The organism is Sphingomonas sp. BE138 (genome assembly GCF_031456125.1).
GTDB lineage: Bacteria > Pseudomonadota > Alphaproteobacteria > Sphingomonadales > Sphingomonadaceae > Sphingomonas.
Window position 1 is genome coordinate 324,051 of sequence record NZ_JAVDUC010000003.1, and the last position, 18,376, is coordinate 342,426.

The 18,376-nt window shown below is 69.4% G+C and carries 18 protein-coding genes; 11 read left to right on the top strand and 7 right to left on the bottom strand.

Annotated features, from left to right (window positions below; genetic code table 11):
• Window positions 1–27: 27 nt before the first annotated feature.
• Window positions 28–1,644: a phosphoenolpyruvate carboxykinase gene (locus J2Y58_RS06630; protein WP_310100469.1), complete on the bottom strand. Its 1,617-nt coding sequence runs from the start codon at window positions 1,642–1,644 to the stop codon at window positions 28–30.
• 162 nt (window positions 1,645–1,806) lie between these two features.
• Here J2Y58_RS06630 and J2Y58_RS06635 point away from each other — a divergent pair, with 162 nt between their 5' ends.
• From J2Y58_RS06635 to J2Y58_RS06670, 8 genes are all read left to right on the top strand, one after another.
• Complete coding sequence (locus tag J2Y58_RS06635) at window positions 1,807–2,511, top strand: response regulator transcription factor (RefSeq protein WP_310100470.1); 705 nt, start codon at window positions 1,807–1,809, stop codon at window positions 2,509–2,511.
• Entirely contained in the window at window positions 2,480–4,045 is a 1,566-nt protein-coding gene (locus J2Y58_RS06640) for a stimulus-sensing domain-containing protein (RefSeq protein ID WP_310100472.1), read from the top strand. The genes J2Y58_RS06635 and J2Y58_RS06640 overlap by 32 nt, the downstream gene beginning before the upstream one ends.
• Window positions 4,042–4,473, top strand: coding sequence for an HPr kinase/phosphatase C-terminal domain-containing protein (locus J2Y58_RS06645; protein WP_310100475.1), 432 nt, complete (start codon window positions 4,042–4,044; stop codon window positions 4,471–4,473). The genes J2Y58_RS06640 and J2Y58_RS06645 overlap by 4 nt, the downstream gene beginning before the upstream one ends.
• Complete coding sequence (rapZ, locus tag J2Y58_RS06650; RefSeq protein ID WP_310100478.1) at window positions 4,470–5,366, top strand: RNase adapter RapZ; 897 nt, start codon at window positions 4,470–4,472, stop codon at window positions 5,364–5,366. Before J2Y58_RS06645 ends, rapZ begins: the two co-directional genes overlap by 4 nt.
• 17 nt (window positions 5,367–5,383) lie before the next feature.
• On the top strand, window positions 5,384–5,803 hold the full coding sequence (locus J2Y58_RS06655; protein ID WP_310100651.1) for a PTS sugar transporter subunit IIA: 420 nt from the start codon (window positions 5,384–5,386) through the stop codon (window positions 5,801–5,803).
• The gene (locus J2Y58_RS06660; RefSeq protein ID WP_310100481.1) at window positions 5,800–6,069 is read left to right on the top strand and encodes an HPr family phosphocarrier protein; all 270 of its coding nucleotides are present in this window, start codon (window positions 5,800–5,802) and stop codon (window positions 6,067–6,069) included. Before J2Y58_RS06655 ends, J2Y58_RS06660 begins: the two co-directional genes overlap by 4 nt.
• A 21-nt stretch (window positions 6,070–6,090) precedes the next feature.
• Complete coding sequence (locus J2Y58_RS06665; RefSeq protein WP_310100483.1) at window positions 6,091–6,888, top strand: RNA methyltransferase; 798 nt, start codon at window positions 6,091–6,093, stop codon at window positions 6,886–6,888.
• A 97-nt stretch (window positions 6,889–6,985) separates the two neighbouring features.
• Window positions 6,986–7,435 carry a hypothetical protein gene (locus tag J2Y58_RS06670; protein ID WP_310100487.1) on the top strand — a complete coding sequence of 150 codons (450 nt, stop codon included), beginning with the start codon at window positions 6,986–6,988 and terminating at the stop codon, window positions 7,433–7,435.
• A gap of 14 nt (window positions 7,436–7,449) precedes the next feature.
• Here J2Y58_RS06670 and J2Y58_RS06675 read toward each other — a convergent pair whose 3' ends face one another.
• From J2Y58_RS06675 to recR, 3 genes are all read right to left on the bottom strand, one after another.
• On the bottom strand, window positions 7,450–8,829 hold the full coding sequence (locus J2Y58_RS06675) for a DNA recombination protein RmuC (RefSeq protein WP_310100491.1): 1,380 nt from the start codon (window positions 8,827–8,829) through the stop codon (window positions 7,450–7,452).
• 63 nt (window positions 8,830–8,892) lie between these two features.
• A complete protein-coding gene (gene def / locus J2Y58_RS06680) occupies window positions 8,893–9,426 on the bottom strand; it encodes a peptide deformylase (RefSeq protein WP_310100494.1) in 534 nt (177 codons plus the stop codon).
• A 45-nt stretch (window positions 9,427–9,471) separates the two neighbouring features.
• Window positions 9,472–10,068, bottom strand: coding sequence for a recombination mediator RecR (gene recR / locus J2Y58_RS06685; RefSeq protein WP_310100654.1), 597 nt, complete (start codon window positions 10,066–10,068; stop codon window positions 9,472–9,474).
• A 52-nt stretch (window positions 10,069–10,120) separates the two neighbouring features.
• Between recR and fmt the strand changes: the two genes are divergently transcribed.
• Together fmt and truA are read left to right on the top strand one after the other, a co-directional pair.
• Window positions 10,121–11,026: a methionyl-tRNA formyltransferase gene (gene fmt / locus J2Y58_RS06690; RefSeq protein ID WP_310100497.1), complete on the top strand. Its 906-nt coding sequence runs from the start codon at window positions 10,121–10,123 to the stop codon at window positions 11,024–11,026.
• Window positions 11,023–11,814, top strand: coding sequence for a tRNA pseudouridine(38-40) synthase TruA (gene truA, locus J2Y58_RS06695; protein ID WP_310100501.1), 792 nt, complete (start codon window positions 11,023–11,025; stop codon window positions 11,812–11,814). The genes fmt and truA overlap by 4 nt, the downstream gene beginning before the upstream one ends.
• On the opposite strand, the gene J2Y58_RS06700 is transcribed toward truA, so the two are convergent.
• The 3 genes from J2Y58_RS06700 to ilvD all read right to left on the bottom strand — a co-directional run bounded on the left by J2Y58_RS06700 (window position 11,754) and on the right by ilvD (window position 16,144).
• The gene (locus J2Y58_RS06700) at window positions 11,754–12,944 is read right to left on the bottom strand and encodes a class I SAM-dependent RNA methyltransferase (protein ID WP_310100503.1); all 1,191 of its coding nucleotides are present in this window, start codon (window positions 12,942–12,944) and stop codon (window positions 11,754–11,756) included. The two genes, truA and J2Y58_RS06700, sit on opposite strands and share 61 nt — an antisense overlap.
• Window positions 12,941–14,314: an NAD(P)H-hydrate dehydratase gene (locus tag J2Y58_RS06705; RefSeq protein ID WP_310100506.1), complete on the bottom strand. Its 1,374-nt coding sequence runs from the start codon at window positions 14,312–14,314 to the stop codon at window positions 12,941–12,943. The genes J2Y58_RS06700 and J2Y58_RS06705 overlap by 4 nt, the downstream gene beginning before the upstream one ends.
• 108 nt (window positions 14,315–14,422) lie before the next feature.
• Entirely contained in the window at window positions 14,423–16,144 is a 1,722-nt protein-coding gene (gene ilvD / locus J2Y58_RS06710) for a dihydroxy-acid dehydratase (RefSeq protein ID WP_310100507.1), read from the bottom strand.
• Between the two features lie 109 nt (window positions 16,145–16,253).
• On the opposite strand from ilvD, the gene J2Y58_RS06715 reads away from it, so the two are divergent.
• Window positions 16,254–18,257 (top strand): S9 family peptidase, encoded by a 2,004-nt coding sequence (locus J2Y58_RS06715; protein WP_310100510.1) that lies wholly within the window; start codon window positions 16,254–16,256, stop codon window positions 18,255–18,257.
• Window positions 18,258–18,376 lie beyond the last annotated feature (119 nt).

Below are 18,376 nucleotides of genomic sequence, written 5' to 3' on the forward strand. Positions count from 1 at the left end.
CGGTGATGCGGCCCCCTTCCGGCCCGGTCAGGCTTCGGCGTTCGCCTTCGCCTTCGGGGCGGCCTCGCGCACGCCCTGGTCGACGTGGTCGGCGAATTGCGCGAAATTCTCGTTGAACAGGTCGACGAGCTTCGCCGCGGTCGCGTCATAGGCGGTCTTGTCGGCCCAGGTCTCGCGCGGATCGAGGATCGCGGTGTCGACGCCGGGCACCGAGACGGGCACCTTGAAGCCGAAGTTCGGATCGGTGCGGAACTCGGCGTCGTTCAGGCTGCCGTCGAGCGCGGCGTCGAGCAGGGCGCGGGTCGCCTTGATCGGCATGCGATGGCCGGTGCCGTACTTGCCGCCGGTCCAGCCGGTGTTGACCAGCCAGCAATCCACCCCGCCCTTCGCGATCCGCTCCTTGAGCAGATTGCCGTAGACCGACGGATGGCGCGGCATGAACGGCGCGCCGAAGCAGGTCGAGAAGGTGGCGTCCGGCTCGGTCACGCCGATCTCGGTCCCGGCCACGCGCGCGGTGTAGCCCGAGAGGAAATGGTACATCGCCTGCTCGGGAGTCAGCTTCGCGATCGGGGGCAGGATGCCGTAGGCGTCGGCGGTCAGCATCACGATGCTGCGCGGGGTGCCGCCCATGTTCTCGTCCGACGCGTTCGGAATGAAGTCGATCGGATAGGCGCCGCGGCTGTTCTCGGCGAGGCTGTTGTCGTCGAGGTCGAGCTGCCGCGTGACCTCGTCCATCACCACGTTCTCGAGCACGGTGCCGAAGCGCTTGGTGGTGGCGAAGATCTCCGGCTCGGCCTGCGGCGAGAGGCGGATCATCTTGGCGTAGCAGCCGCCCTCGAAATTGAAGACCGCGTCGTCGGACCAGCCATGCTCGTCATCGCCGATCAGCGTGCGCTTCGGATCGGCCGACAGCGTGGTCTTGCCGGTGCCCGACAGGCCGAAGAACACCGCGGTGCGCCCGTCCGCGCCCATGTTGGCCGAGCAATGCATCGGCATCACGCCGGTGGGCGGGAGCAGGTAGTTGAGGATGCCGAACACCGACTTCTTCATCTCGCCCGCGTAGCGCGTGCCGCCGATCAGGATCAGCTTCTCGGTCATGTTGACGGCGATCACCGTCTCGCTGCGGCAGCCGTGGCGCGCAGGGTCGGCGCGGAAGCTGGGCAGGTCGATGATCGTGTAGTCCGGGACGAAGCCCTTGAGGTCCTGCTCCTCGGGACGGACCAGCATCGTGCGGATGAACAGATTGTGCCACGCCAGCTCGTTGATGACGCGCACGCGGACGCGGTGGCCGGGTTGCGATCCGCCGTACAGATCCTGGACGAACAGGTCGCTCTTGTTGTTCAGCGCGGCCATGAAATCGGCCTTGAGCGCGGCGAAATGCGCCGGCTCCATCGCCTTGTTCGACTTGCCCCACCACACGGTCGATTCAGTTTCGGCATCGCGGACGATGAACTTGTCCTGCGCGGAGCGGCCGGTGTGGTTGCCGGTCTGCACGACCAGCGGCCCGTCGGCGGACAGCTTGCCCTCGCTGCGCGCGACGGCGGTCTCGGTCAGGCGCGCGGTGACCAGGTTCCAGTGCAGCGTGGCGCGGGTGTGGATGCCCTGCGCGGCCAGTCCGGCGTCGGGGATGCGATCGCTCAACATTGTTCTCCAGCTTTGCGCCTTCTTGGGCGCGTTTCGTGGCCGCAAAATACTGCGGCGGCGCGCCCGCGTCAAACGTGTTAAACAGGAACGCGCCGAGTTGTCCCCATTGAGCGCCATGGTGCTTTGCCCTACCCCTGCGGTCGTGATGACCCGGACCCTGCCATGACCGCCACGATCGCGCTGGTCGACGACGACCGCAACATCCTGACCTCGGTGTCGATCGCGCTCCAGGCCGAGGGGTTTATGACCCGGCTGTATTCGGACGGCGAAGCGGCGCTGAAGGCGCTGACCGACAATCCGCCCGACCTGGCGATCTTCGACATCAAGATGCCGAAGATGGACGGGCTGGAGCTGCTCCGGCGACTCCGGGAGAAGAGCCGGTTGCCGGTGATCTTCCTGACCAGCAAGGACGACGAGCTGGACGAGGCGCTGGGGCTGGCGATGGGCGCGGACGATTATATCGCCAAGCCGTTCAGCCAGCGGCTGCTGATCGCGCGCATCCGCGCGATCCTGCGCCGCACCGAACCCGCGCAGCCCGGTGCCGAGGGCGAGGCGGCGGTGCAGGGCCCGATCGAGCGCGGACGGCTGGTGATGGATCCCGCGCGCCACCGCGTGACGTGGGACGGCAAGCCGGTGACGCTGACCGTCACCGAATTCCTGATCCTGGAGACGCTGGCGCAGCGCCCCGGCATCGTGAAGACCCGCAACCAGTTGATGGACGCGGCGTACCAGGACGACATCTACGTCGACGACCGCACCATCGACAGCCACATCAAGCGCGTGCGCCGCAAGTTCCGCGAAGCCGATCCCGCCTTCGACTCGATCGAGACCCTGTATGGCGCCGGCTACCGCTTTTCGGAGGAGTGACGCCGCCGAGCAGGCGCGCGCGTGGTCGGGCAAGGTGTCGCTCACCCCGCGGATCCTGGCGGTCAACGTGCTCACGCTGCTGCTGCTGGCGGGCGGGTTCTTCTATCTCGAATCGTTCCGCAGCCGCATCCTGGACCAGCGCTCGGTACAGGCCGGGCGCGAGGTGCAGCTGATGACCGAAGCGCTGGCGCCGATCGCGCCGAATGCGCGGCCCGCCACGATCGCACGGCTGGCGCGGCAGACCGGCCTGCGGGTACGGCTGTACGATCGCGGCGGCGCGCTGCTCGCCGACAGCCGCGCGCTGGGGGTGGCGAACTTCCGGCTCGACGATCCCGACGACGACCCGCTGGCCCGGCGCAGCGCACGCTGGCTGGATGCCGCGATCGACCGGATCGTGCGCGCGCCGCTCGCCCCGGGCTATCGCGAGCGCAGCGACGGGCGGCGCTGGCCGGACGTGCGCGCGGTGCTGGGGGGAGCGCCGGCCGCCCAGACGCTGTGGCGCGCCCCGGATCGCACGCCCGTCATCACCGCCGCCGCGCCCCTGCCCGGCAGCCTCGCGCTGATGACGACCGTCAACGCGCGCGACGTGACCGAGCGGGTGCGCGCCGAACGTTTCCGGCTGAGCGTCGTGATCCTGGTGGCGGCAGCGATCTCGATCGGGCTGTCGCTGTTCCTGGCGCGCACGATCGTCGTGCCGCTGCGGCTGCTGGCGCGCGCGGCGGTGCGGGTGCGCCTGGGCCGCGCGCGCGAGGTGATCGTGCCCCGGCTGCCCGAGCGGCGCGACGAGATCGGGATGCTGGCGCGCGCGCTGTCCGACATGACGCTGGCGCTGCGCGCGCGGATCGACGCGACCGAGGCGTTCGCCGCCGACGTAACGCACGAGTTGAAGAACCCGCTCGCCTCGCTGCGCTCCGCCACCGATGCGATGGGGCGGGTCGAGGATCCCGAACTGCGCGCCAGGCTGCTGGCGATCGTCAACGACGACGTGCATCGGCTCGACCGGCTGATCAGCGACATCTCCGAGGCGTCGCGGCTGGATGCGCAGCTGAGCCGCGCGACCTTCGACCCGGTCGATGTCGGCGCGATGCTGTCGGCGATGGTCGCCCAGCGCGAGGCGCGCGGCGTCTCGGACGGCATCCGGCTGCGGTTCGATGCGCCGGACGGCGAACTGGTCGTGCCCGGCGAGGGCGCGCGGCTGGAGCGGGTGTTCGCGAACCTGATCGACAATGCCATCTCCTTCTCGCCGCCCTGCGGGCTGGTCAGCATCGCGGCGCGGCCCGACCGCTCGATGCTGGAGATATGGGTCGAGGACGAGGGGCCGGGCGTGCCGGAAGAAGCGCGCGAGGCGGTGTTCCGCCGCTTCCATTCGGTACGCCCGTCGCAGGAGACGTTCGGGCAGCATTCCGGGCTGGGGCTGGCGATCGCGCGGACGATCGTGGAGGGGCACCAGGGCGAGATCGGGGTGGAGACGCGCGAGGACCGCCTGAGCGGCGCACGCTTCGTGGTGCGCTTGCCGCTGGCGGGGCGCAAGTGACCGGGTCGCCGGTGACGGTCCACGCGACCTGCGTGGCGATCGGCGGGCGCGGCGTGCTGCTGACCGGACCGTCGGGTGCGGGCAAAAGCGACCTGGCGATGCGACTGATCGATCGCGGAGCCGTTCTGGTCGCCGATGACTATACCGTTCTTTCCCAAGAGCATGGCGTGTTGATCGCGGAGTCGCCCGCCACGATCGCGGGGCGCATGGAGGTGCGCGGGATCGGGATCGTCGCGCGGCCCGCGCTCGCCGCGGTGCCGGTGGCGCTGGCGGTGATCCTGGCGAGCGAGGACGAACGCATGCCCGAGCCGCGCGCGATCGTGCTGAACGGCGTGACGGTGCCGGAGGTGGTGATCGACCCGCGTTGGCCCTCGGCGCCGATCAAGGTGGAATGGGCGCTGGCCGCGCAGACGGGGGAAACCGCATGAACGAAGTGCTGCTGGTGACCGGGATGGCGGGCGCGGGCGTGTCGACGGTGCTGAAGACGCTGGAGGACCTCGGCTGGGAAACGATCGACAACGTGCCGCTGTCGCTGTTGCCGCGCGTCGTGGCGCCGCCGGTCGATCCTGCCGAGACGCCGCGTCCGCTGGCGATCGGGTTCGGGACGCGGACGCGCAACTTCGACGCCGATACCGCGCTGCGCCGCTTCGAGGAGCTGCGCGAGCGCGGCGACAACGTCGGCCTGCTGTTCCTCGACTGTTCGGGCGAGGAGCTGACGCGGCGCTTCGCCGAGACGCGGCGGCGCCACCCGCTGGCCGACGATCGCCCGGCGGTGGAGGGCATCCAGCGCGAGCGAAGGCTGCTGGCGCCCTTGCGCGCGCGCGCCAACCGGCTGATCGACACGACGACCTTCAAGGCCAATGCGCTGGCGCAGCAGGTGCGGGAGATGTTCGCGCGCGACACCGGCGTCGGCACCACGCTGACGATCGAATCGTTCGGCTTCGCGCGCGGCATCCCGGCCGGGGTCGACATGGTGTTCGACATGCGGTTCCTGCGGAATCCGCACTGGGATGCGGCGCTTCGTCCCCATACGGGACAGGATCCGGCGGTGGCGGCGTATATCGCTGCCGATCCCGCCTATCCGGAGGCGATGGCGCGGATCGAGGAGCTGCTGCTGCTGCTGCTCCCCCGCTATCGCGCGGAGGGGAAACCCTATGTCACGGTCGCGTTCGGGTGCACCGGCGGCAAGCATCGCTCGGTCCATGTCGCCGAGCGCGTGGGCAAACGGTTGCGCGACGCGGGATTTTGCCCCACCATCGTGCATCGGGACCTGGCGGCGGCCCCGCAGGATGCGCTCGAGGGACGCCCACAGGGTCAATGAACGGATTGTCGAAGAACATGTCGGGCCCGGTCATAGGGTTGGTACTGGTGACTCACGGGCGTCTGGCGGACGAATTCGTGGTGGCGATGGAGCATGTCGTCGGACCGCAGCGGCAGGTGCGCACCGTCGCGATCGGCCCGGACGACGACATGGAGGCGCGCCGCGCCGACATCGCCGCCGCGATCGGGGAGGTCGACGAAGGCCGCGGGGTGATCGTGCTGACCGACCTGTTCGGAGGAACGCCCTCCAACCTCGCGATTTCGTTGATGGAACGCGGCCGGATCGAAGTGATCGCGGGCATCAACCTGCCGATGCTGATCCGGCTGGAGTCGGCGCGCAAGGCGATGACGGTGACCGCCGCGGTCGCCGCCGCGCGCGAGGCCGGGCGCAAGTATATCTCCGTCGCGTCCGAAGTGTTGGGCGAGGCGGCGGCGTGAGCGCGTCGCGCACCGTCGAGGTCACCAATCGCCGCGGGCTGCACGCACGCGCGAGCGCCAAGTTCGTGACGCTGGCGTCGGGGCAGCCGGTGCCGGTGACGGTCGCCAAGGGCGATTCGCAGGTGATCGGCACCTCGATCATGGGGTTGATGATGCTGGGCGCGGCCAAGGGCGACCATATCACCATCTCCGCCGAGGGCGACGGCGCCGACGACGTGGTCGCGACGATGTGCGCGCTGGTCGAAGGGAAGTTCGGCGAGGATTGATCCTCCGTCGACGTCGCCGCGATGCCCAAGGTCATCACGTCCTTTTCGAATCCGCTGGTCAAGCGCGTGCAGGCGTTGCGCGACAAGCGGCATCGCCGCGAGGAAGGGCTGTTCCTCGCCGAGGGACTGCGCATCCTGACCGAGGCGCTGGAGACCGGCCGCGTGCCGCGGATCCTGTTCTTCGCCGATGCCAGTGCCAGGCATCCGCTGGTCCGCGCGCTGATCGACGCGGTCGAGCGCGATTACGGCGAGGCGATCGAGACGACCCCCGACATCCTCTCCAAGCTGTCGGGCAAGGACAATCCGCAGGCGGTGGTCGGCGTGTTCGACACGTTCGAGGCGGTGCTGGACGACCTCGACCGCGGATCGGCGCCGATCTGGCTGGTGGCGGAGCGGCTGCGCGATCCGGGCAACCTCGGCACGATCCTGCGCACCGGCGACGCGGTGGGCGCCGGTGCGCTGATCCTGGTCGACGAATGCGTCGATCCGTTCTCGACCGAGGCGGTGCGCGCCAGCATGGGGGCGCTGTTCACGGTGCCGATCGTGCGGGTGATCTGGCCGGAATTCCTCGCCTGGCTACGCGGCGGGCCGGGACAGCTGGTTGGGCTGAGCCTGCAGACCGAGAACGGCTATCGCGACGCGCCCTATGCCGCGCCGACCTTCCTGCTGACGGGGAACGAGGCGCAAGGGTTGCCGGAGGAATATGAGGCGGCGTGCGACCTGCTGGTCAAGATGCCCATGCTGGGCAAGGCCGACAGCCTGAACGCGGCGGTGGCGACCGCGGTGATGGCCTATGAGGTGCTGGCGCGGCATCGGTGAGAGTTTGATTTTACGCAATCGATCAGGTTATTGAGCCGCCCCAGCAGAATTTAATTCGTTCAGGATCGTCGCATCGCCGTTACTGATGGACTAAGCCGTGATTGCCGACGCTTCCTCGCAGATGATGCTTAGCACTCCTGTCGAACGGTCGTCGGAGGGGATCATCTTCGGTAAGATGATGGTGATCGGTTGGCCCGAAAACGATCGATCAGCTCCGCTTGTCATCTGGAACAACGCCGCCACACAGGCCCGGTTACGGCACGACATGGTCGATCCGAAACTGCCGCCGCAAGAACTTAGCTGTCGTTTGCATGTCGCTCAACTTGTCGACTGCTCCCGTTCCCGGATCGGTTCACGCATCTGGAAGCATGGCTACTTACCGATCCTCACCAACTTGCGGCTAGATCGCGACTATGTGCGACATCTTCGTCCCACGCCGACAACACGCATCGCGGTGCAGATCACCTTTGACGACCGAGATTGTCCACTAGCCATCACTTGCACCGGAACACCCGCTCCGCCCCCGCCCTTACCTCCTGAAGATTAACAGCATCCGCGCCATCATTCCGCCGCGTCCTCGACCGCGACCAGCTTGGTCAACGGCCGCGCGGCCTGTTCGCCGACCGGGAGCGGGTCGAGCGACTTGTTGCCGGTGTCGATGTTGAGCGTCTCGAAGCGGCGCGCGCTGGTGAGCACCTGGCTCTCGAGGCTGCCGACGAAGCTGTTGTAGGCGCCCATCGCGGTGTCGAGGTTCTTGCCGAGCCGCGCGACATGGCCGCCCATCACCGCGAGCCGTTGATAGAGTTCCTTGCCGAGGGCGCCGATCTCCTGCGCCTCGCGCGCCAGTTTCTCCTGCCGCCAGACGGCCGAGACGGTCCGCGCGATCGCAATCAGGTTCGTGGGCGTCGCGAGCAGCACGCGGCGTTCGAAGGCATAGTCCCACAGGCCCGCGTCATGTTCGAGCGCGGCGGAGAGGAAATGTTCGCCGGGCACGAACATCACGACATATTCGGGCGCATCGTCGAACTGCGTCCAATAGGCCTTGGCGCCGAGCGCGTTGACGTGCGCGCGCATCGAGGCGGCGTGCGCGGCGAGACCCAATTGTCGCTCGGCCTCGTCGACTGCGCCGAACGCGTCCTGATAGGCGTTGAGCGACACCTTCGCGTCGACGATCAGCGACTTGCCGCCGGGCACGCGCACGATCGCGTCGGGGCGCAGCCGCCCGCCCTCCTCGCTCGCGACGCTGACCTCCATCCGGTAATCGGTGTGCTCGGCGAGGCCGCAGGATTCGAGGACGTTGCGGAGCTGCTGTTCGCCCCAGCGGCCGCGCGCCTTGGGCGCGTTGCGCAGCGCGTTGACCAGCTTGGCCGCCTCGCCCGAGACACGCTCCTGCCCGGCGCGCATCGCCTCGATCTGGCCGTGCAGCTGACCGAAGGCATCGCGGCGCTCGGCCTCGATCTTCGCCACGCCTTCCTCATAGCGTTGCAGGCGGTCGTTGACCGGCTGGAGCAAGGCGCGCAGCCCCTGCCCCGACTGCTCCTCGGCCTGACGGAAGCGCGCCTCGGCGCGTTCGAGAAAGGATTTCTGCGCCTCGCCGAGCGCATTGGTGGCGACCTCGCGGAAGCGCAGGCTCATCTCGTCGGCGGCGGTGCGCAGGTCGGCGATCCGCTGCTCCGCGGCGCGCCCTTCGGCCTCCAGCCGCGACACCGCGAGCCGCGCCGCTTCGCGCTCGTCGCGGGCCTGCGCGAGTTCGACACGCAGCGCCTCGGCGGCGCGGGCGCGCTCCTCGGCGCCGGCAAGGTCGGTGATCGCGCGCTTGAACTGCTCGACCTGCTCGTCGCGTTCACGCCGGTAACCGGCGGCGTCGCGCTTTCCCGCCAGCCAGCCGAGCAAGGCGCCGAGCGCGACCGCGATCAGCGCGACGAGGACATATTCGATCATGCGCGGAACATAGATCGAACGATGCCGTCGCGACAACCGTTAAGTTGTCATAGCGGGGCCGCGTCAGCCGGCGCGGCGCAGCTTGTCGAGCTTCTTGAGCAACATGCCGCGCTTCAACCGCGAGATATGGTCGATGAAGAGCACGCCGTTCAAATGGTCGATCTCGTGCTGCATACAGGTCGACATCAGGCCGTCGAACTCGGCCTCCTGCCGTGCGCCGTCGGTGTCGAGCCAGGTGACGCGGCAGCGGGTCGGGCGCGTCACCTCGGCATATTGCTCGGGGATCGAGAGGCAGCCTTCGTTGTAGCTGGCAGTCTCCTCGCTCAGCCACGTGATCTCGGGGTTGATAAAGGCGTGCGGGTCGCGCGCCGCCTCGCGCGGTTCGCCCTCTTCCAGCTCGCGCTCCTGAAGGTCGATGACGACGATCCGCTGCATGATGCCGACCTGCACCGCCGCCAGCCCGATACCGTGCGCGTCGTACATCGTATCGAACATGTCGGCGACGATCGCGCGGACCGCGTCGTCGACCTGGGGCACGGGCGCGGCGGTTTCGCGCAGACGCGCGTCGGGAACTTCTACGATCGGGAGAATGGCCATGGCGACCGGCTATAAGCGCCGGCCCGGTGCGTCAAGCAACCGCCCCTACGCAACCGGGCGCCGCGCGCGCAGCGCCTGCGCCAGCGTGCCCTCGTCCAGATAGTCGAGCTCACCCCCGACCGGCAGGCCGTGCGCCAGCTGCGTGAGGCGGACCGGGTGTTTCTCCAGCCGCTCGGCCAGATAGTGCGCGGTCGTCTGCCCTTCGAGCGTCGCGTTCATGGCCAGCACGACCTCGTCGACCTGCCCGCCGGCGACGCGCGCGAGCAGGCTGTCGATCGCGAGGTCCTCCGGACGGACGCCTTCCAGGGCCGACAGCCGCCCGCCCAGCACGTGGAAGCGCCCGGGAAACAATCGTCCGCGCTCCAGCGCCCACAGGTCGCTGACATCCTCGACCACGCACAGACTGCGCGGATCGCGGCGCGGATCGGCGCAGATCGCGCACGGATCCGTCGTATCGACATTGCCGCAAATACCGCAGGTTGCGAGCCGTTCCTCCACCGCCGTCAACGCTGCGCGCAGCGGCGCGAGCGACGATTCGCGGCGCTTGAGCAAGTGCAGCACCGCGCGCCGCGCCGACCGCGGACCGAAACCGGGGAGCCGCGCCAGCGCGCTCGTCAGCGCCTCGATCTCGGGGGATGCCATGCGGGACAGATAGGGGGTTGCGCGGTGCGCCGCCAGCGTGTCGAGAGGAGCGATGCGGATCATCTTCATGGGAACGCCGGCGTTCGCGGTGCCGACGCTGGAGGCGCTGGTGGCGGACGGGCATCAGGTGGTGGCGGCGTACAGCCAGCCGCCGCGTCCGGGCGGGCGGCGCGGGCGCGAACTGGTGAAATCGCCGGTACAGCTGCGCGCCGAGGAATTGGGGGTGCCGGTGCGGACGCCGGTCACCTTGCGCGATGCCGGTGAACAGGTGGCGTTCGCGGCGCTGGACGCGGATGTCGCGGTGGTCGCGGCATACGGGCTGATCCTGCCGCGCGCGGTGCTGGACGCGCCGCGACTGGGATGCCTGAACGTGCACGGCTCCTTGCTGCCACGATGGCGCGGGGCGGCGCCGGTGCAGCGCGCGATCCTGGCCGGGGATGCGGAGACGGGCGTCGGGATCATGCAGATGGAGGCCGGGCTGGATACCGGGCCGGTCCGGCTTGAGGGACGGACAAGCATTGGTGGGAAAAATGCCGGGCAACTTACGGACGAGCTGGCACAAATGGGTGCCGAGCTGATGGTGCGGGTGCTGCGCGATCCCGCGGCATTTCCGCCGATGCCGCAGCCGTCGGAGGGCGTGACCTATGCCGAGAAGATCCGCAAGGAGGAGGCGCGGATCGATTTCGCACGCGAGGGTGCGCAGGTCGTGCGGCAAATAGCGGCCTTCGCACCGGTGCCGGGCGCGTTCTTCGAGCATGGGGGCGAACGGGTGAAGGTCCTGGCGGCGGCGTTCGTCGACGGTGCCGGCGCGCCGGGCGAGGTGCTGGACGAGGCGCTGACGATCGCGTGCGGGAGCGGCGCGATCCGCCCGACCACCGTACAGCGCGCCGGGCGGGGCGTGATGAGCGTCGGCGAGTTGCTGCGCGGGTTTGCGGTTCCGGTCGGCACGCGGCTGTGACGCGGTTCGCGCTGACGGTGGAGTTCGATGGCCGTCCGTTCATGGGATGGCAGCGGCAGGCGCATGGACCGAGTGTGCAGCAGGCGATCGAGGACGCCGCGCAGGCGGTGACCGGCGAGGCGGTCGTCGTGCATTGCGCAGGGCGGACCGATGCCGGCGTGCATGGGCTGGCGATGCGCGCGCACCTGGATATTTCCAAGCCGATCGCGGCGTTCCGGCTGGGCGAGGCGCTGAACGCACGGTTGCGGCCGGCGCCGGTGGCAATCCTGGATTGCGTCACGGTTCCGGACGACTTTCACGCGCGTTTTTCGTGCGTTGCGCGCGCTTATGAATATCGCATCGTCAATCGTCGTGCCCCGCTGACCGTCACGAAGGGGCTGGCGTGGCAGATCCCGCAGCCGCTGGATGCGGAAGCGATGCACGATGCCGCGCAGGTTCTGGTGGGCACACACGACTTCACGACCTTTCGTTCGGCGCATTGCCAGTCGGCGAGCCCGGTCAAGTCGATCGACTGGATCGAGGTGGCGCGCGACGACGAGCGTGTGACGGTGCGGGTCGAGGCGCGGTCGTTCCTCCACCATCAGGTGCGATCGATGGTCGGGTGCCTGGCGCTGGTGGGCATGGGGCGGTGGTCGGCGGACGATTTCGCCGATGCGCTGCAGGCCGCCGACCGCGGGCGGCTGGGGCTCAATGCGCCGCCCGACGGGTTGTTCTTCGTGAAGGCGCTTTACGAGGGCGACCTGCTGAAGCGCGCCGCCAGTTCGACGTGCGTCGACCAGCGGAACTGACCCACCGGCTGGACCCAGTCGAGCGTGTAGCCACCGTCGCATAGACGCTGAGCATCCGCGGCGAACGTACTGGGATTGCAGGAGACATAGGCGATGACTGGCACAGTCGCGGCGGCGAGCTGCGCCACCTGATCGCGCGCACCCGCACGCGGTGGATCGATGACGATCGCGTCGAAGCGGTCCAGCTCGGCGGTGGTCAGCGGACGGCGGAACAGGTCGCGGTGCTCGGTGAAGACCAGCCGCTGCGCGCGCCCGGCGGCGGCCTTGAGCGCCATGATCGCGTCGCGTGCGCCCTCCGCGGCATAGACCCGCCCCGGTAACGCGAGCGCGAAGGTGCCGAGCCCGGCAAACAGGTCAGCGGCGATCTTCGCCCCGCCGATCGCCTCGCGGACCGCCGCGACCAGCGTCGCCTCCCCCTCTGCGGTGGCTTGCAGGAAGGCGGCGGGGGGCAACGGCACCGCGACGCCGCCGCGCGTGCCGCCAAGCGTCATCGTGACCGGCTCGGGCTCCCAGCGCGTCTCCGGCCCCATGCCGTCGTCGAAGGCCACGCGTGCGACGCCGTGGTCCTGCGCGAAGGCGGTGAGCGCGTCATGATGCGCGAGCCCTTCGGGCGCGACGCCCTTGACCAGCACGTCGACCCCCTGATCGGCGAGCGTCAGGTGGACGTCGAGGCGGCGTTTGGCCTTGAAGGTCGGCAACAGGCGCTTGAGCGGGCGGACCAGCGCGAACAGCGCCGGGGCCAGCACGTGACATTCGTGGAGATCGACGATCTGGTGGCTGCGCGCGGCGGTGAAGCCGATCCGGCCCGAAGGCTCGTAGTGGAGCGTGGCGCGGCGGCGGGTGCGTGGCGGCGACAGCGCCGGCGGACGAATCGTCGTGGTCAGGCCATGCGCGTCGAGCGCGGACGCGATGCGATCGGTGATGAAGCCCGCCCAGCTTTCGTCGTCGAGGTGCTGGAGCTGGCAGCCGCCGCATTCCGGATAGTGGCGGCACGGCGGATCGATGTGGTGCGGGCCGGGGATGACCCCGCCGTCGTCGGCAAGCGTGTCGCCGGGGGCGGCGAGCGCGACATGGCGACCATCGGCGGCGACCCCCTCCCCGCGCGCGGCGATGCGGACGATCGCGGTCATGCGCGTGCTCCGGTCAGCGCGCTGGCGAGATCGTCGGCGATGAAGGCAGGCCCGAGGCGACGCGCGGCCTCGCCGTGGAGCCAGACGCCCGCGGCGGCGGCGTCGAGCGGCGCGTGGCCGCCCGCCAGCATCGCCGCGATCGCGCCGGCGAGGACATCGCCGCTGCCGGCGGTCGACAGCCACGAGCTGGCGGCGGGTGACAGACGCGCGCGGCCGTCTGGGCCAGCGATCACGGTGTCGGGGCCCTTGAAGACGACGGTGGCGTCGGCGCGGGCGGCGGCAGCACGGGCGGCGGCGAGCTTGTCGGCGTCGGAGGCGCCGAACAGCGCGGCGAACTCGCCGGCATGCGGCGTGAGGATCAGCGGCGCGGCGCGGGCGTGGAGTTGCTCGGGCGTGACGAGATGGAGCGCGTCGCCGTCGATCACCAACGGATGACCGGTGGCGAGCGCCTGCTCGACGAGCGCGCGTGCCTCGTCGTCGCGGCCGAGCCCGGGGCCGATCAGCAGCGCGCCGATGCGCGGATCGCCGAGCGCCTGATCGTCGCAGCGGCGACGGACAAGCGCGTGCGGTGCGCCGGGGATCGTCGCGCCGAGCAATTCGACATACCCCGCGCCGGCGTGCATCGCCGCCCGCGCCGCGAGCTGCGCCGCGCCGGCCATCCGCCCGCGCACGACCGCGACCATGCCGCGAGTGAACTTGTGCGCGTCGACGGCGGGGGCGGCGAGCGCGGGGCGTGCGAGAACGTGCGCGTCGCTGTCGGTCGGCACGCCGATCGGGATGACGCGCACCGCGCCGCAGCGCGCGGCGGCGGGCTGGAGCAAATGCGCGGGCTTCACCGCGCCGAGCGCGAGCGTGACGTGGAAGGCAGGGACATCGCCGAGCAACGCGCCGTCGTCGGTCGCGACTCCGCTCGGCAGGTCGACCGCGACCGCGAGGTTTGCTTGTTCCGTCAAATGCTTGAGCGCCGCTCCTGCTACATCGTCCAAGGCGCGCGACAGTCCGGTGCCGAACAGCGCATCGACCAGCACCGGCGCCGGCGCGGCGGTGGCGAGCGGCTCGACCGTGCCGGTCCATCGCGCGCGCGCGGCGATCGCGGCGGGGCTGCGGGGCTCCCCGAGCGCCGCGACGCGGACCGCGCGTCCGGCGGCGTGCAGGCGTGCGGCGGCGACATAGCCGTCGCCGCCGTTGTTGCCGGGGCCGCACAGGATGAGCACTTCGTTGACGCCGGCCAGCCGCCGGACGGCGTCGGCCACGCCGGCTCCGGCGCGCTGCATCAGCGCGTCGACGCTCACGCCCGCGGCGATGGCGGTATCCTCCGCCGCGCGCATCTGGGCGGCGGTGAGCACGGCGGTTCCGGCGATCGGGATCATCAGCCGCGCCTACCCGGTGTGGGCGGCGGAGTGAAGCGGTTCGTTGTTCGGAAGCAAAGGGGGGCGGGCGGTCGGCTCACCCACCCCGTTCGCGCTGAGACCCCTTCGTCAGATGTCGGCGTAGACGTGCCGCTCCGCCTTGGCGCCGGGGTGCGTGACCGCGCCCTGATAGGCGGGGCCGACGTTCTGCGCATAGCGCCACAGCGCGCCCGAGCCGTAGCCGTTCTCGCGCCCCTGCCAGCGGGTACGGCGGTCGGCCAGCACGGCGGCGTCGACGAGCAGGTCGATCGTGCCCGCCTCGGCGTCGATGCGGATCGGATCGCCGTCCTCGACCAGCGCGATCGGGCCGCCCTCCGCGGCTTCGGGACCGACATGGCCGATGCAGAAGCCGCGCGTCGCGCCCGAGAAGCGACCATCGGTGATGAGCGCGACCTTCTCGCCCATGCCCAGGCCATAGAGCGCGGCGGTGGTCGACAGCATCTCGCGCATGCCCGGCCCGCCCTTCGGCCCTTCGTAGCGGATGATGACCACCTCGCCCTCGTTGATCGCGCGCGCCTCCACCGCTGCGAAGGCGTCCTCCTCGCAGTCGAAACAGCGCGCCGGGCCTTCGAACTGCAAGCGGTGCATCCCGGCGACCTTCACGATCGCGCCGTCGGGGGCCAGCGAGCCGCGCAGGCCGACGACGCCGCCGGTCGGGGTGATCGGGGTGCGAACGTCGTAGATGACCTTCTGGTCGGGGTTCCACGTCACTTCGTCGATGTTCTCGCCCAGCGTCCTGCCGGTGACGGTCAGGCAATTGCCGTCGAGCAACCCGCCGGCCAGCATCGTCTTCATCAGCATGTAGACGCCGCCCGCCTCGTACATGTCCTTGGCGACATACTTACCGCCCGGCTTGAGGTCGGCGATGTAGGGCGTTGATTTGAAAGCCTCCGCCACATCGAACAGATCGAAGTCGATGCCCGCCTCGCTCGCCATCGCGGGCAAGTGCAGCGCGGCGTTGGTCGAGCCGCCGGTCGCGGCGACGACGCGCGCGGCGTTGATGAACGCCGCGCGGGTGCAGATGTCGCGCGGACGCAGGTTGCGCGCGACCAGCTCCATCACCTGCGCGCCCGCCGCAACCGCGATCTGTTCGCGCGTGGTGAAGGGTGCTGGCACCATGTTGCTGTTCGGCAGGGACAAACCGATCGCCTCGCCGACGCAGGCCATGGTGTTGGCGGTGAATTGCCCGCCGCACGCCCCGTGGCCGGGGCAGGCGACCTTCTCGAGCTCGTGAACCTCCGACAGCGGGCAGGCGCCGGCGGCATATTTGCCGACCACCTCGAACACGTCGACGACGGTCACGTCGCGGTCGTGGAAGCGGCCGGGCAGGATCGAGCCGCCATAGACAAAGATCGAGGGGATGTTGAGCCGCAGCATCGCCATCATCATGCCGGGCAGCGACTTGTCGCACCCCGCGAAGCCAACCAGCGCGTCATAGCAATGCCCGCGCACGGACAGCTCGACCGAGTCGGCGATGACCTCGCGGCTGACCAGCGAGGATTTCATTCCCTGGTGCCCCATCGCGATGCCGTCGGTAACGGTGATCGTATTGAAGCGGCGCGGCATCCCCCCGCCCTGCTCCACCCCGCGACGCGCGGCATCGGCCTGCGCATCGAGGGTGGTGTTGCACGGCGCACTGTCGTTGCCCGCGGAGGCGAGCGCGACGAACGGGCGCGCGATCTCCTCCTCGGAAAGGCCCATCGCGTAATAGTAGCTGCGATGCGGGGCACGCTCGGGGCCGACCGACACGTGGCGGCTCGGCAGGCGGGACTTGTCGAAGATATGGGTCATGGCGCGCACGCCTATGTCGCGGGAGGCGGTCCGAACGCAAGGATATTAGCATTGCGGCGCTAGGCGGGCGCGTGCCATATTCGACTAATACAGCAGGGAGGGCAGTATGATGATGAAAGCGGTTCTGGCGGCGGGCGCGGCGTTGATCGCGATCCAGCCGGTGACGGCGGCGATGGACAGCAGCGTGCCGCTGATCGAGCGGGCGAAGCTGTTCGGCAATCCGACGCGCACCGGCGGGAAATTGTCGCCGGATGGCAAGTGGATCAGCTTCATCGCGCCGCGTGACGGCGTGCTCAACGTCTGGGTGGCGCCCGCCGACACGCCCGACCAGGCGCGCCCGTTGACCGCCGAGAAGGGGCGTCCGATCCGCCAGAGCTTCTGGGCGCCCGACTCGCGCTCGATCCTCTACGTCAACGACAAGGGCGGAGACGAAAACTTCCTGCTCTACGGCGTCGATATCGCGAGCGGCGCGCAGAAGACGCTGACCCCGTTCGAGAAGACGCGCGTGCAGGTGATCGGCACCAGCGAGACGATCAAGGACCGCATCCTGATCGGCGTGAACAACCGCGATCCGCGCTGGCACGACGTCTATTCGCTGAACCTCAACAGCGGCGCTCTGACCAAGGTGTTGCAGAACGACGGCTATGCCGGCTTCGTGGCCGACGACGCGCTGAACCTGCGGCTGGCGGCCAAGGCGCGCGACGATGGCGGGAGCGACTACTTCAAGGTCGACGGAACGACCATCGGCACCACCCCGGTCGCGCAGATCGGGCTGGAGGATTCGCTGACCACCTCCCCGCTCGGCTTCACCACCGATGGCCAGACGCTCTACTGGACCGACTCGCGCGGGCGCGACACCGCCGCGCTGGTCGCGCAAGATGTGGCGTCGGGGAAGACGACGATCGTCGGACAGAGCGCGAAGGCCGATGTCGATGGCGGGCTGTTCAATCCGCGCACCGGGCGGCTGGAGGCCTATTCGGTCGACTACCTGACCAACGACTATGTGCCGGTCGGCGAGGCGGTGAAGGCGGACCTCGCGTTCCTGAAGGCACAGAACAAGGGCGAATTCACGATCGGCAGCCGCACGAACGCCGACGACAAATGGCTGGTGACGTTCGACCAGGTGAGCGCGCCGGTCGCCACCTATGTCTATGACCGCAAGGCCAAGTCGCTGAAGCAATTGTACGTCAGCCGGCCCGAGCTGATCGGCGCGCCGCTGGTGGCGATGCGGCCGGTGGAGATCGCCGCGCGCGACGGGCTGACGCTGCCGTCCTACCTGACCGTGCCGAAGGGCGCGACCGGCCCGGTGCCGATGGTGCTGTTCGTCCACGGCGGCCCGTGGGCGCGCGACGGCTATGGTTATAACAGCTACCACCAATGGCTCGCCAACCGCGGCTATGCGGTGCTGTCGGTCAATTACCGCGGGTCGACCGGGTTCGGGAAGAAGTTCGTCTCGGCCGGCGACCTGCAATGGGGCCGCAAGATGCACGACGACCTGATCGATGCGGTCGACTGGGCGGTGAAGCAGGGCGTGACCACGAAGGACAAGGTCGCGATCATGGGCGGATCGTACGGCGGCTATGCGACGCTGGCCGGGCTGACCTTCACCCCCGACACCTTCGCGTGCGGGGTGGATATCGTCGGACCGTCGAACCTGTTCACGCTGCTGAAGACGATCCCGCCCTATTGGGAAGCGGGCAAGCAGCAATTCTACAAGCGGATGGGCGATCCGACGACCGAGGATGGCCGCACGCTGCTGAAGGAGCGCAGCCCGCTGACCTATGTCGAGCGAATCAAAAAGCCGCTGCTGATCGGTCAGGGAGCGAACGATCCGCGCGTGAACGTGGCGGAGAGCGACCAGATCATGGCGGCGATGGCGGCGAAGAACATTCCGGTCACCTATGTGCTGTTCCCCGACGAGGGGCATGGCTTCGCACGGCCGGTCAACAGCATCGCGTTCAATGCGGTGGCGGAGAACTTCCTGGCACCGTGCCTGGGCGGACGCGCGGAGCCGGTCGGCGGCGCGCTGGCGGCGTCCACCGCGCAGGTGAAGCACGGCGCGCAATTCGTGGAGGGGCTGGACGCGACAAGGGCGGCGGCTGCGGGTCAATGACGGTGATGGCATCCCCGCTTCGTACGAAGCGGGGGTGGTTTTCTCGCGTCGCCCCGATCGACTGAACCGTTCGTGCCGAGCCTGCCGAAGCACGTGCTCCGGGCACGCCCTTCGACAGG

What these genes read in the sequence shown, in the direction of transcription:
- J2Y58_RS06700 (WP_310100503.1), bottom strand. Translation starts at nt 12,944, where the DNA reads ATGACCGCGATCGTCCGCATCGCCGCGCGCGGGGAGGGGGTCGCCGCC.
- J2Y58_RS06675 (WP_310100491.1), bottom strand. Translation starts at nt 8,829, where the DNA reads ATGATCGAATATGTCCTCGTCGCGCTGATCGCGGTCGCGCTCGGCGCC.
- J2Y58_RS06665 (WP_310100483.1), top strand. Translation starts at nt 6,091, where the DNA reads ATGCCCAAGGTCATCACGTCCTTTTCGAATCCGCTGGTCAAGCGCGTG.
- J2Y58_RS06705 (WP_310100506.1), bottom strand. Translation starts at nt 14,314, where the DNA reads ATGATCCCGATCGCCGGAACCGCCGTGCTCACCGCCGCCCAGATGCGC.
- J2Y58_RS06635 (WP_310100470.1), top strand. Translation starts at nt 1,807, where the DNA reads ATGACCGCCACGATCGCGCTGGTCGACGACGACCGCAACATCCTGACC.
- J2Y58_RS06715 (WP_310100510.1), top strand. Translation starts at nt 16,254, where the DNA reads ATGATGAAAGCGGTTCTGGCGGCGGGCGCGGCGTTGATCGCGATCCAG.
- fmt (WP_310100497.1), top strand. Translation starts at nt 10,121, where the DNA reads ATGCGGATCATCTTCATGGGAACGCCGGCGTTCGCGGTGCCGACGCTG.
- recR (WP_310100654.1), bottom strand. Translation starts at nt 10,068, where the DNA reads ATGGCATCCCCCGAGATCGAGGCGCTGACGAGCGCGCTGGCGCGGCTC.
- J2Y58_RS06655 (WP_310100651.1), top strand. Translation starts at nt 5,384, where the DNA reads ATGTCGGGCCCGGTCATAGGGTTGGTACTGGTGACTCACGGGCGTCTG.
- J2Y58_RS06630 (WP_310100469.1), bottom strand. Translation starts at nt 1,644, where the DNA reads ATGTTGAGCGATCGCATCCCCGACGCCGGACTGGCCGCGCAGGGCATC.
- J2Y58_RS06640 (WP_310100472.1), top strand. Translation starts at nt 2,480, where the DNA reads ATGGCGCCGGCTACCGCTTTTCGGAGGAGTGACGCCGCCGAGCAGGCG.
- def (WP_310100494.1), bottom strand. Translation starts at nt 9,426, where the DNA reads ATGGCCATTCTCCCGATCGTAGAAGTTCCCGACGCGCGTCTGCGCGAA.
- rapZ (WP_310100478.1), top strand. Translation starts at nt 4,470, where the DNA reads ATGAACGAAGTGCTGCTGGTGACCGGGATGGCGGGCGCGGGCGTGTCG.
- ilvD (WP_310100507.1), bottom strand. Translation starts at nt 16,144, where the DNA reads ATGACCCATATCTTCGACAAGTCCCGCCTGCCGAGCCGCCACGTGTCG.